The sequence below is a fragment of the Stenotrophomonas sp. PS02301 genome (assembly GCF_029959485.1).
Taxonomy (GTDB): Bacteria; Pseudomonadota; Gammaproteobacteria; order Xanthomonadales; family Xanthomonadaceae; genus Stenotrophomonas; species Stenotrophomonas maltophilia_Z.
Genome location: NZ_JASCOO010000048.1, coordinates 20,266 through 32,255, shown reverse-complemented (window position 1 = coordinate 32,255; position 11,990 = coordinate 20,266). Strand labels below are relative to the sequence as shown.

Annotated in this window: 9 protein-coding genes; 4 read left to right on the top strand and 5 right to left on the bottom strand. The window is 68.4% G+C overall.

The annotated features are described in order from the left end of the window. Window positions 1-105 precede the first annotated feature (105 nt). Together gltB and QMX81_RS12705 are read right to left on the bottom strand one after the other, a co-directional pair. Window positions 106-4,560, bottom strand: coding sequence for a glutamate synthase large subunit (gltB, locus tag QMX81_RS12710; protein ID WP_282261989.1), 4,455 nt, complete (start codon window positions 4,558-4,560; stop codon window positions 106-108). 171 nt (window positions 4,561-4,731) lie between these two features. Continuing rightward, window positions 4,732-5,133: an I78 family peptidase inhibitor gene (locus tag QMX81_RS12705; protein WP_121043917.1), complete on the bottom strand. Its 402-nt coding sequence runs from the start codon at window positions 5,131-5,133 to the stop codon at window positions 4,732-4,734. A 134-nt stretch (window positions 5,134-5,267) separates the two neighbouring features. Between QMX81_RS12705 and QMX81_RS12700 the strand changes: the two genes are divergently transcribed. Next, entirely contained in the window at window positions 5,268-6,332 is a 1,065-nt protein-coding gene (locus tag QMX81_RS12700) for a DNA topoisomerase IB (RefSeq protein ID WP_121043920.1), read from the top strand. A 9-nt stretch (window positions 6,333-6,341) separates the two neighbouring features. On the opposite strand, the gene QMX81_RS12695 is transcribed toward QMX81_RS12700, so the two are convergent. After that, window positions 6,342-6,683 carry a hypothetical protein gene (locus QMX81_RS12695; protein ID WP_123731009.1) on the bottom strand — a complete coding sequence of 114 codons (342 nt, stop codon included), beginning with the start codon at window positions 6,681-6,683 and terminating at the stop codon, window positions 6,342-6,344. 207 nt (window positions 6,684-6,890) lie between these two features. Here QMX81_RS12695 and QMX81_RS12690 point away from each other — a divergent pair, with 207 nt between their 5' ends. Next, window positions 6,891-8,024 carry an SDR family oxidoreductase gene (locus QMX81_RS12690; RefSeq protein WP_183073828.1) on the top strand — a complete coding sequence of 378 codons (1,134 nt, stop codon included), beginning with the start codon at window positions 6,891-6,893 and terminating at the stop codon, window positions 8,022-8,024. Here the strand turns inward: QMX81_RS12690 and QMX81_RS12685 are convergent. Further along, window positions 7,981-9,126, bottom strand: coding sequence for a serine hydrolase domain-containing protein (locus QMX81_RS12685; protein ID WP_282261983.1), 1,146 nt, complete (start codon window positions 9,124-9,126; stop codon window positions 7,981-7,983). The two genes, QMX81_RS12690 and QMX81_RS12685, sit on opposite strands and share 44 nt — an antisense overlap. Before the next feature lie 207 nt (window positions 9,127-9,333). Here QMX81_RS12685 and QMX81_RS12680 point away from each other — a divergent pair, with 207 nt between their 5' ends. Both QMX81_RS12680 and QMX81_RS12675 read left to right on the top strand, forming a co-directional pair. Beyond that, a complete protein-coding gene (locus QMX81_RS12680; RefSeq protein ID WP_019184134.1) occupies window positions 9,334-9,720 on the top strand; it encodes a BlaI/MecI/CopY family transcriptional regulator in 387 nt (128 codons plus the stop codon). A gap of 15 nt (window positions 9,721-9,735) precedes the next feature. After that, on the top strand, window positions 9,736-11,589 hold the full coding sequence (locus tag QMX81_RS12675) for a M56 family metallopeptidase (RefSeq protein ID WP_336619092.1): 1,854 nt from the start codon (window positions 9,736-9,738) through the stop codon (window positions 11,587-11,589). A gap of 53 nt (window positions 11,590-11,642) precedes the next feature. Here the strand turns inward: QMX81_RS12675 and QMX81_RS12670 are convergent, their stop codons facing one another. After that, window positions 11,643-11,978 carry an I78 family peptidase inhibitor gene (locus QMX81_RS12670; RefSeq protein ID WP_121043929.1) on the bottom strand — a complete coding sequence of 112 codons (336 nt, stop codon included), beginning with the start codon at window positions 11,976-11,978 and terminating at the stop codon, window positions 11,643-11,645. Window positions 11,979-11,990 lie beyond the last annotated feature (12 nt).

The following is an 11,990-nucleotide window of genomic DNA, read 5'->3' as shown; positions in this document are numbered from 1 at the left end:
GTTGCCGGCCAACGGCCGGCACTACAATGTGAGGTTGCCGGCCAGCGGCCGGCACTACAGCGGTGGGAACACGAGGCGCCGGTCGATACCGGCGCTTCTCCGCGCTTACGCAGCGCGGCGCAGTGAGTCGGTCAGCGATTCGATGCTGGCGGCCTTGGGTTTGACCAGCCAGAACTTGCCGACGTAATCGCGGAACTCATCAAGAATCTGCTGCGCCCAGATGCTGCCGGTCAGTTCGCGGTGGCGGCTGATCAGCGTATGCAGGTGCTGGCGATGGTTCTCGAAGCCTTCGGCCGAGATGCGGTGGATGTCGATCAGTTCGTGGTTGTAGCGGTCCACGAAGTCGCGGTCGATATCCAGCACGTAGGCCAGCCCACCGGTGAAACCGGCACCGAAGTTCACCCCGACCTTGCCCAGCACCAGCACGATGCCGTCGGTCATGTATTCGCAGCAGTGGTCACCGGCGCCTTCGATCACCGCCAGCGCGCCGGAGTTGCGCACGCCGAAGCGCTCGCCGGCACGGCCGGCGGCGAACAGCTCGCCACCGGTGGCGCCGTACAGGCAGGTGTTGCCGATGATCGCGGTGTTGCGCGCCTCGAAACGCGCGCCACGCGGCGGGCGCACGACCAGCCGGCCGCCGGCCATGCCCTTGCCGACGTAGTCGTTGGCCTCGCCTTCGACCTCCAGCTGCAGGCCGCCCACGTTGAACGCGCCGAAACTCTGACCGGCGGTGCCGCGGAAGCGCAGGGTCAGCGGCGCATCACTCATGCCCTGGTTGCCGTGCGTGCGCGCGATCTCGCCGGACAGGCGGGTACCGATCGAGCGGTCCGTGTTGTGGATCAGGAAGCGGTGTTCGCCGCCGAGCTTGCCGGCGATCGCCGGGGCCAGCAGGCCGTCCATCTGCGTGGCCAGGCTGTCCGGCGATTCGTACAGACGCTGCGCGGCGCAGTGGCTGCCGGCGTACTCGGCCGGGTTGAGCAGGCGCGACAGATCCACCTTGACGCCCGGGCGCGGGGAGACCTCCAGCTGCTGCAGCAGGTCGGTGCGGCCGACGATCTCGTCCAGCGAGCGCACGCCCAGGTAGGACAGCCAGCCACGCACTTCCTCGGCCAGCAGCCGGAAGAAATTCTCCACGCGCTCGGGCAGGCCGGTGAAGTACTGCGCGCGCAGGCGCTCGTCCTGGGTGGCCACGCCGGTGGCGCAGTTGTTGAGGTGGCAGATGCGCAGGTACTTGCAGCCCAGCACGATCATCGGCGCGGTGCCGAAGCCGAAGCTGTCCGCGCCCAGCAGCGCAGCCTTGATCACGTCCAGGCCGGTCTTCAGGCCGCCATCGGTCTGCAGCAGGGTGCGCCCGCGCAGGTCGTTGGCCACCAGTGCCTGGTGCGATTCGGCCACGCCCAGCTCCCACGGCACGCCCGCATAGCGGATCGAGCTGACCGGGCTGGCCCCGGTGCCGCCGTCATGGCCGGAGACGGTGATCAGATCGGCACCGGCCTTCACCACGCCCGCGGCGATGGTGCCGACACCGGCATGGCTGACCAGCTTCACCGAGACCAGCGCGGTCGGGTTGACCTGCTTGAGGTCATAGATCAGCTGGGCCAGGTCTTCGATGGAGTAGATGTCGTGGTGCGGCGGCGGTGAGATCAGGCCGATGCCCGGCTTGGCATAACGCAGCCGCGCGATCAGTTCGTTGACCTTGTGCCCGGGCAGCTGGCCGCCTTCGCCGGGCTTGGCGCCCTGCGCGACCTTGATCTGCAGCACTTCGGCATTGACCAGGTACTCGGCGGTAACGCCGAAGCGGCCCGAGGCCACCTGCTTGATCTTGCTGCGCTTCTCGGTGCCGTAGCGCACCGGGTCTTCACCGCCTTCGCCGGAGTTGCTGCGCCCGCCGAGCCGGTTCATGGCGATGGCCAGCGCTTCATGCGCTTCGGGTGACAGCGCACCGAGGCTGATCGCCGCCGTATCGAAGCGGCGGAACAGGTCTTCGGCCGGAGCCACCTCGTCCAACGGGGTCGGCGTGGGCGCGGCCTTGAGCTGCAGCAGGTCGCGCAGCGCCGACACCGGGCGGCCGTGCACGGCCTCGCAGTAGCGCTGCCAGTCCGCGGCATCGCCACTGCGCGCGGCGCGCTGCAGGGTCATGACCACGTCCGGGTTGTACATGTGGTATTCGCCGCCGTGCACGTACTTGAGCACGCCGCCCACATCCGGGCGCAGCAGGTCGTTCCAGGCGCGCACGGTGAGTTCGCGGGCCTCGTCGTCCAGACGCGCGAAGCCGACACCGGCCACGCGCGAGGCGGTGTCCGGGAAGCACAGGTCGACCACCTCGTCATCCAGCCCGACGATCTCGAACAGCTGCGCGCCGCGGTAACTGGCCACCGTACAGATGCCCATCTTGGAGATGATCTTGGACAGGCCCTTGTAGATGCCCTTGCGGTAGCGGCGGCCGATCTGCGACTGCTCGCCGCCCTTGCTCAGCTGCAGGATGCCGCGCCGGCCCAGATCGAACAGGGTCTGGTAGGCCAGGTACGGGTACACCGCGGTGGCGCCGAAACCGAGCAGGCAGGCCATGTGGTGCGCGTCGCGCGCGGTACCGGTTTCCAGGATCAGGTTGACGTCGCAGCGCAGCCCGGCGTTGGACAGGTGGTGATGCACCGCGCTGGTGGCCAGCAGCGCATGCACCATCGGCCGGTCGGCGACCGGGTAACGGTCGCTCAGCAGCAGCATGACGATGCCTTCGCGCGCAGCGGCTTCGGCCTCGGCGCAGATGCGCTGTATGCCGGCCTTCAGGCCTTCGTCCAGGCTGTAGGACAGATCGATCAGCCGGTTCTTGTCGGCGTACTGCTCCATCTTGATCAGCTGGCGCAGCTTGCGCTGGCTGAGCACCGGCGAGTTGAGGATGACGTGGTTCACCGTTTCCGCGCCGGCATGGAAGATGTTGGTCTCCTTGCCGAGCTGGGTGGACAGCGACATGACGCAGTCTTCGCGCAGCGGATCGATCGGTGGGTTGGTGACCTGCGCGAACGCCTGGCGGAAGTAATCGTAGAGCGGACGGCTGTGCTGGCTGAGCACCGCCATCGGGGTGTCATCGCCCATCGAGCCGGTGGCTTCCTGCTCGGTCTCGGCCAGCGGGCGCAGGATCTGCTCCACTTCCTCGGTGCTGAGCTGGAACAGCTTGTGGTAGCTGCGCAGGGTGCGCTCGTCGAAGGGCTCCTCGACCAGCGACGGATCGATCAGCTCGGTCTGCAGATAGGTCACGCCCTGCTGCAGCCACTGCTTGTACGGCGCGCGGCCGCGGTTGATGCGGTCGATGGCGTCCGAGTCGAGCAGGTCGCCACGCTTGAGGTCGATGGCCATCATCTCGCCCGGGCCGAGCTTGCCCTTGCGCACCACGCGCTCGGCCGGCACTTCCCACACGCCGGCTTCGGAGGCGACCAGGAAGTGGCGGTCGGACGTCAGCATCCAGCGCGCCGGGCGCAGGCCGTTGCGGTCCAGCGTGCAGGCGGCATAGCGCCCATCGCAGGCCACGATCCCGGCCGGGCCGTCCCACGGCTCGCTGTTGAGGCCGTAGAACTCGTAGAACGCGGCCAGGTCCGGATCCTTGAACTCCAGCGACTGGGTCGCCGGCGGCACCAGGATGCGCAGTGCCTGGATGAGGTCCATGCCGGCGCTGACCATCAGCTCGAGCATGTTGTCCAGGCTCTGCGAGTCCGAGCCATGCATGGAGATCACCGGATCGAACTCGCCGATGTCGAAGCGCGGGGTCTTCCACACCTTGCTGCGCGCCTGCGCCCAACGGCGGTTGCCCTCGATGGTGTTGATCTCGCCGTTGTGGGCGAGCATCCGGAAGGGATGCGCCAGCGGCCAGCGCGGCAGCGTGTTGGTGGAGAAGCGCTGATGGAACACGATCGCGCTGGAGGCCAGATCGTTGCGCTGCAGATCCACGTAGAAGCGGCTCAGCTTGTCCGGCAGCACCATGCCCTTGTAGCTGATCGCATTCGGGCTGAGCGTGGTGACGTAGTAATCGGCGTGCTCGCGCATCAGCTGTTCGCTGCGGCGCCGGGCCAGGAACAGGGCCAGGGTGAAGGCGGCCTCGTCCTGCGCGGCGCCGGCATCGACGAACAGCTGCTCGATGTGCGGCAGGGTGTCGCGGGCGAGTTGACCGCAGACGCTGGGGTCGGTCGGCACCACGCGCCAGCCGACCGGCTGGCAGCCGGCGTTGCGCAGTTGCTGTTCCAGCGTGTCGCGGCAGGCCTGTGCGGCGGCGGCGTCATGCGGCAGGAACACCACGCCGGCAGCGAAACGCGCGCCAAGCGTGAGGCCCGCCTCGGCGGCAAGCGCCTTGAGGAACACATCGGGGCGGCGCAGCAACAGGCCGCAGCCGTCACCAGTGATACCGTCGGCGGCGACGCCACCGCGGTGGGTCATGCGCGAGAGTGCGGCAATGGCCGTGTCGACCAGCAGCCGTGACGGCTGGTCGTCGAGCTGGGCGACCATGCCGAAACCACAGGCATCTCGCTCATCTTGCGGGTCGTAAAGCCCTTGGCGGTTGCGGGGGGCCATCTGTGCCTCGATGCGATGTCAGGTGAGCGGCGACACTCGTCCCCGCTCAGTCCTTGCAGCGCGGGTCGAAGCACCGGATGACCCGACTAGATCACAGTTGTTGCAACGCCGCAATACACGGTTGCAGCCGCAACCAAACCCTTGTGTTTCAGGGGTTTCCCCGCCGCCTGTTCAGCCGCAGCGGACGCCGGCGACCACGTTCTTGGCATCCACTTCAACGTTCAGACGCTCGCCGATGAACTCCATCGTGGTCATGTCATTCGGCTTGAGCACGCGCAGGGTGGTGGCGCCGGCATCCTGCTGGGCCTGGCTGCCGATCTGGTCGGTGTAGGGCTGACCGACCAGGCTCTGCACCTGGGTCGCATCGCAGCTGCCTACGGGCGGTGCTTCCATTGCCTTGCCGGCCTCGTCGGTCGGTGCGGCAGCTGCTTCGGCCGCCTTCTGTGCATGGGTGGCAACCGCTTCCTGCTCGTCCATGGGCGGAGCGCTGCACGCACCGAGGACCAACAGGGCGGGGAACAGGGCAATCAGCCCGAAAGAACGCCGCGCGCGGCGGAACGACAGGGACGACATCAGTACTCCAGAGAGCGAGCCAGTAAACGCTGGAGGATATCGCCAAGCGCGGTGTGAGGTGTTTGTGTTGCGTTATTGACGCGGTGCCGCACCGGGACCGGTAACACTGCGCTTCCCTGATCCGCGTCGCCTCCATGAGCCCGAGCCGCACCGCCACCCCCGAAGTCGCCGCCGCCCGCCAGGCCGGCCTGCGCTATGTCAGCGATGAACTGCCCGGCATTGCCCGCCGCAAGGCCGGCAAGGGCTTTGCCTACCGCGATGCCGATGGTGCGGCGGTCCGCGATGCCGCCACCCTGGCCCGGATCCGCGCGCTGGCGATCCCGCCGGCCTACACCGATGTGTGGATCTGCGCACTGCCCAACGGCCATCTGCAGGCAACCGGCCGGGACGCGCGCGGGCGCAAGCAGTACCGCTACCACGCTGACTGGGCGCGGGTGAGGGGCGATGGCAAGTTCGATCGCATCATTGCCTTTGGTACCGCCCTGCCCACGCTGCGCCGGCGCCTGCGCCGCGATCTGAAGCTGCCCGGCTTCCCGCGCGACAAGGTGCTGGCGATCGTGGTGGCGCTGCTGGCACAGACGCTGGTGCGCGTTGGCAACGAAGTCTATGCACGTGACAACCGCTCTTACGGGCTGACCACGCTACGCAACCGCCACCTCGCGCTGGTCAAGGGCGGCCGGGCGCAGATGCGCTTCCGGGGCAAGTCCGGGCAGGCGCATGAGGTGGATGTGGATGACCGCGAACTGGTCAAGCTGATCCGGGGCTGCCAGCAGCTGCCCGGGCAGGCGCTGTTCCAGTACCGCGATGACGATGGCGCGGTCCAACCGGTGGATTCGGGCATGGTCAACGACTATCTGCACGATGCGATGGGCGAGGATTTCAGCGCCAAGGACTTCCGCACCTGGGGCGGCACGCTGGAGGCGATCCGTCAGCTTGCCGTGACCGAGCTGCCCGAACCTTCCAGTGAGCGCGCGCTGGCGGCGTTGCAGAAACAGGTGGTATGCGAGGTCGCGAACCTGCTGGGCAACACACCGTCGGTGTGCCGCAAGGCCTATATCGATCCTTGCGTATTCGATGGCTGGCGGGCCGGCTCATTGAAGGCCCTTGCCGGCCTGCGTGGCGAGCGCCAGTGGGAACTGGCCACGCTGAAAGTACTCAAAGCCGCGCGGCGCAGCGTCCGGCGTGCCCGCGCGGGATGAGCGCAGCGATCAGCCGCAGTAGAGGGCGGTGATGTTGTTGGTGCGACCGGTTTCGATGGTCAGCCTTTCGCCGCCCTGCTCTGCACCCGGGGTGGGATTGGCCGCGCCACTGGCAGTGGCGCCACTTGCGGCACGCTCGCTGCGCACGACGATGACCTGCAAGCTGTCGCTGTCCACGCGGGCACGTTCGACCGTGGCTTGCGATGCCGCCAGGCCCACGGCGCCGCGGACCTTATCCACGTGGCACTGGCCGGAAATGACGCCGTCGATCGGCTGGACCTGCGCGATGGGGGTGCTGCTGCAGGCGGAAAGAGCAAGGACGGCCACAGCCGCGGACAGGTAACGAAGCATGCGACGCACTCCATGGGAATTGCGCTCAGGGTGCATCGGTGGCCGTATGCGGCGCATGAATCCTCTACACGGTATGGGCACGCTCCATTCACCGTGCCTGGCCGCATGGATGACCATAGTGGAGGTGCGCACGGCCGACCCGGGATTCCCGACACGGCGCGCATTCGAGTTTGTTCCACGCATCTGATCCGGCAACAGGAGTCGAGCATGGCCACGGCCAAAACCCGTAAGACCACCAAGACCCCCACCTCCCGCAAGCGTGCGCGTCCGGCGGAGGCGGCTGCTGCGGCGGCCGAACCGCGCACCCGTACCCCGGTCGTCAAAACCGCGACCCGCAAGGCCGCCGCCACCGATCCGCGCGCTGCGCGCGTGGCGGCCCGTCAGCGCCGTCTGCAGGACCAGGAAAAGGCCAAGGACGCGCGTGCGGCGAAGAAGGCTGCGAAGGCGACCCCCACGAAGGCCGCCAAGAAGGCCACCCAGGCCGGCACGCGTCGCCAGCCTGAGAAAATGCCGGCCGAGCAGCTGGCCAAACCCGGCTACGAACACGAGATGCAGCTGGCCCCACGCTTCCTCGCGCCGGACTACCAGGGCAGCGGCAAGCTCAAGGGCAAGCGCGCGATCATCACCGGCGCCGACTCCGGCATCGGCCGCGCGGTGGCCGTGCTGTTTGCCCGCGAAGGGGCGGATGTGGCGGTGCTCCACCTGGATGAAAAGAAGGACGCGAAGATCACCCGCGAGCACGTCGAGAAAGAAGGCGGCCGCTGTGTGGTGATCGCCGGCGACGTGCGTGATCCGGCGTTCTGCAACAAGGCGGTGAAGCAGGTCGTCAAGGCATTCGGCGGGGTCGACATCCTGGTCAACAACGCGGCCTTCCAGCTGCATTGCGATCGTCTGGAAGACCTCGAGGACGAGCACCTGCAGGAAACCCTGCAGACCAACATCGGCGGCTACATCCAGATGGCGCGCGCGGTGCTGCCCCACCTGGGCGAAGGCGCGAGCATCATCAATACCGGCTCGGAGACGGGCCTGTTCGGCAGCAAATCGTTGCTGGACTACTCGGCCACCAAGGGCGCGATCCATGCCTTCACCAAGGCGCTGGCCAGCCAGTTGCTGCCGCGCGGCATCCGGGTCAATGCGGTGGCGCCGGGCCCGGTCTGGACCCCGCTCAATCCGGCCGACAAGAAGGCGCCGGATGTCGCCGAGTTCGGCCAGGACAGCGACATGGGTCGCCCGGCGCAGCCGGAAGAACTGTCGCCGGCGTACGTCTTCCTCGCCTCGCCGATCACCGCCAGTTACATCAGCGGCGTGATCCTGCCGGTGATGGGCGGGCCGCGCGGCTGACCGCCGGCGCCTGCGTACCGGCACCATAGAACGCGGCGATCTGCGGAATGAAGGTCTGCGGGTTGGCCCCGACCAGGTTGGTCAGCACCACGATGGCCAGCCCCTGGTCGGGGTACACGATGAACGCCGAGCGTGCACCGCCCATGCCGGCCACCTGACGCTGTGGTGCGCGTTGCAGCACCGCCCAGCCGGCGCCCCATGCGCCGTCGCTGCCGTCATTGAGCCGTTCCGGGGTCCACATCCGGCGGGTGCTGGCGGCGTTGACCAAGCGGTTGCCGGTCAATGCGACCAGCCACTTGGCCACGTCGTCGGCAGTGGTCAGCATGCCGCCGCAAGCCCACAGGCCGGGAGTCATGTCGTAGAACCAGTGCGAGAGCCGTGGCGGGGCGTCCGGCGCATCGGTGCGGCGCGGGAACCAACTGTAGATGGTGGCGTTGTTGGCGATCAGATCGTAGCTGTCGCCGAACGTGGATGACGGCATCCTGGCCACATCGAACTGGCGCGTGGCCACGTACCGGTCGTACGGCATCGCGGCCTGTGCGGCGATGATTCGTGCCAGCAGCACGTAGTTGGTCTGGTTATAGGTGAAGCGCGTGCCGGGCGCAGCGTCTACGGGGCGTTGCGTCACGGCGGTCCAGGCGGCCGCCTCGGTCCCGCCGCCGAGCAGGCCCTGTGCATCCAGAATGTCCGGCAGTCCCGAGGTATGCGCCAGCGACTGGCGCACCCGCACGCTGCGCCACGCGTCGGGCAGGTCGGCGAGATAGGCCGAGATCGGCGCATCCAGGTTCACCTTGCCTGCTTCGGCCAGCTGCATCATCGCCACCGCGGTGAATGACTTCGTGGCCGAGTTGAGCGGGAAACGCGTGGCGCGCGTGGCCGGCAGCGCGTTCTCGACATTGGCCAGCCCGTGGCTGTCGGACAGCACCACCTTCCCGTCCTTGACCACGGCGATCTGCAACCCGGGAATACGCAGCGCGTCCATGGTCTGGCCGATGAACTGCCGGGTCTGTTGGTTGGCGGTCTCCACGCTGCCGGCGTGCGCGTGCACGCCCAGCGGGAACAACAGGGCGACGATCATGATCACGCGATGGGTGGAACGCATGCGGCGGGTCCTTGGCGAAGAGGGCGCGATGCCAGGGCGGAATGCCCCAGCTCGAAGGCTTGGATGCGGGCCGGGGCGAAAAGGTTTAAGGCCCACGGCATGCCCATCGCGCAGCGCCTACCGTTCGTCGGCACGGTCCGTCCGGCACTTGACGACACCTGTAGTCACTGGCACGGTAGCGACACGTGTAGTCATAGGGAGTGCGCCATGCGCGGCAAGACCATCGGGGACCAGGAACTGGCCCTGCTGCAGTACATCGCGGAACAGGACCGCCCCAGTGTCGGGGAGGTCGCCACCGGCTTCGGGGAGCCGCGCGGGCTGGCACGCTCGACCGTGCTGACCATGATGGAGCGCCTGCGCGCCAAGTCGTACCTGAGCCGGAAGCAGGTGGACGGCGTCTACCGCTATGCCACCACCAGCGGCCAGGACAGCGTGGTGCAGGGCGCCGTGGCCAGCTTCGTGGAGAAGACGCTGCAGGGCTCGGTGTCGCCGTTCGTGGCGTTCATGTCGCACAAGGTGGATGTCAGCGATCAGGAACTGGCCGAGCTGGAAGCGCTGGTCGCACAGTTGCAGTCACGCAAGCGGGAGGGCTGAGCGATGGACATGATGATGAGTGAAGTGCTGATGCGGCTGGGCTGGACCAGCGTGCAGAGCGCGGTACTGGCGGCGCTGGTGTGGGGCGTGTGCCGGCTGGTGCCGCAGCTGCCGGCGGCCACCCGCTGCCGGTTATGGTGGCTGGTGGCCGCGCAGGCCGTGCTGGGCCTGGTCTGGAGCAGCCCGCTGGAACTGGCCGTGTTGCCGGCCCCGGCGGCCGTGACGGCACCGGCGATGGCGCTGCCCGCGTTCGATGCCGCCGTGCAGGCTGCGCCGGTCACCTACGCCGCCAATGCGGTCGAGACGGCGACAATGACAGCGTCCTGGCCCTTGCTGCTGCTGGCCGTGTGGGCTGCCGGTGTGCTGCTGATGCTGGTGCACAGCCTGCGCGGCTACCGCGCCAGCCGCGCGCTGGTGCGCAGCGCCACAGAGTGCACGGACGCCGGCCTGCAGCAGGCGCTGCAGTTGGCCGCCGAAGCGCATGGCCTGCGGCGCTCGCCGCAGCTGAAACTCTCCGCGCAGATCCGGTCGCCGCAGTTGATCGGCCCGTGGCGGCCGGTGCTGCTGCTGCCGGCGCGCGAGCTGCCGACCATGTCGGCGGACGATCTGGACATGGCGCTGACCCACGAGCTGATCCATCTGCAGCGTCGCGACCTGTGGTGGGGCCTGCTGCCGGCGCTGTCCCAGCACCTGTTCTTCTTCCACCCGCTGGTCCACGTGGCGGCCCGCGAATATGCGTTGGCGCGCGAAGAAGCCTGCGATGGTGCGGTGGTGGCCGGACATGATCACTGCCGCCATGACTACGGTCGCCTGCTGGTGCAGTTGGGTGTGGCGCCCCGTCCCGCCGTCGGCGTGGCCAGCGCTTCGCCGAACCTGCGCAGTCTCAAGCGCCGGCTGCTGACGCTGCAGCAGACCCGCAGCGTCCCGCGCGTGGCCTCGCTGGCAATCACCGCGTTGTTCGTGGTGATCGGTATTGCACCGTTGCGTCTGGTGGCTGCACCGCCGCCGCCGGCCGCACCCCAGGCTCCGGTCGCACCGACCGCGCCGACCGCGCCGACACCCCTGCCCGCACCTGTGGCCCGGCCGGCACCTGCGCCGGTCCGCGCGCCCGAGCCGATGCCGGCACCAGAACCGTTGCCTGCTCCGGAACCGCCCGCCGCGCCCGCTGCGCCGGAACCGCCGAAGGACCTGGATGACGGGATGTCCTTCGTGACCCACGGTAAACTCGACATCAGCCGGCAACCCGCGCAGGCCTTCGTGTTGATCGGCGGCGAGAGCAATTTCGTCGACGCCTCCGTCGCTGATCTGAAACAGGCCCGACGCGATGCCGGCAACGATCAACCGGCCCTGTGGGTGCGCCGAGGTCAGGATCGCTATCTGATCCGCGATCCCGCAGTACTCAAGGCGCTGGGGCAGGCCCAGACGCAGGTCGCCGCGCTGGGAACGGCACAGGCCGAGCTGGGCAACCGCCAAGCGGTGGTCGGCCAACAGATCGCGGCGGCATCGATGCAGATCACGGCCGATGCAATGGCCTCGGTGGATGTCAGCGCGGTGGTCAACAACGCTATCCGCGAGGCCGGCCTCGACGCCGCTGTCGAAGCCGACCGGGCGGCACGCCAGGGTGCCCGCCAGTCACGCGCCGCTGCCTCCGCTGCCAGCCAGGCCGCACGCGAGGCACGTACCGCCTCGGCCAGGGCCGTAGACGCCCGACAGATTGCGCTGGTGGCGCGTGAGCAGGCTGAACTCGGCAAGGAACAGGCGCGCCTGGCACAGCAGCAGAGTGTGGCCTCGGCGCGTGCGGTGCGCGACGTGCGGGCCGCGATCGATCAGGCGCTGGCCAACGGAAAAGCGCAGCGCGTACGCAACTGATCGGCACACGCCAGCCACGGCGGCCTGCGTGCCAGGTCGCCGGTTGCAACCGATCACCCGCAGTTGGCGCGCACGATCCTGTTCTGTTCGTCCACTTCGATGCTGAGGCGGTCTTCGCGGTAATCCATGGTCATCGCCATGCCCGGCTTGAGCACGCGGGCGTTGCGGGCACCGCTGTCCTTCACCGCCTTCTGGATGACCGCCTCGGTGGCGGTCTGCCCGGCCAGGCCGGTGAGCTTTTCCGGATCGCACTGGCCGCCACTGCCGGCCACCGCGGGTGGGGCGGTCGAGGTCGGGCTGTCAGGCGGCGTCGCGGCGGTCTTGGCCGGAGGACTGCAGGCGGCCAGCGGCAGGGCACAGCCCAGGGCGAACAGAAGGTTCAGGCGCATGTGGTGGTCCTC

Excerpts from the sequence above, each read along its gene's own strand:
- gltB (WP_282261989.1), bottom strand. The coding sequence starts at position 4,560 with ATGGCCCCCCGCAACCGCCAAGGGCTTTACGACCCGCAAGATGAGCGA.
- QMX81_RS12705 (WP_121043917.1), bottom strand. The coding sequence starts at position 5,133 with ATGTCGTCCCTGTCGTTCCGCCGCGCGCGGCGTTCTTTCGGGCTGATT.
- QMX81_RS12700 (WP_121043920.1), top strand. The coding sequence starts at position 5,268 with ATGAGCCCGAGCCGCACCGCCACCCCCGAAGTCGCCGCCGCCCGCCAG.
- QMX81_RS12695 (WP_123731009.1), bottom strand. The coding sequence starts at position 6,683 with ATGCTTCGTTACCTGTCCGCGGCTGTGGCCGTCCTTGCTCTTTCCGCC.
- QMX81_RS12690 (WP_183073828.1), top strand. The coding sequence starts at position 6,891 with ATGGCCACGGCCAAAACCCGTAAGACCACCAAGACCCCCACCTCCCGC.
- QMX81_RS12685 (WP_282261983.1), bottom strand. The coding sequence starts at position 9,126 with ATGCGTTCCACCCATCGCGTGATCATGATCGTCGCCCTGTTGTTCCCG.
- QMX81_RS12680 (WP_019184134.1), top strand. The coding sequence starts at position 9,334 with ATGCGCGGCAAGACCATCGGGGACCAGGAACTGGCCCTGCTGCAGTAC.
- QMX81_RS12675 (WP_336619092.1), top strand. The coding sequence starts at position 9,736 with ATGAGTGAAGTGCTGATGCGGCTGGGCTGGACCAGCGTGCAGAGCGCG.
- QMX81_RS12670 (WP_121043929.1), bottom strand. The coding sequence starts at position 11,978 with ATGCGCCTGAACCTTCTGTTCGCCCTGGGCTGTGCCCTGCCGCTGGCC.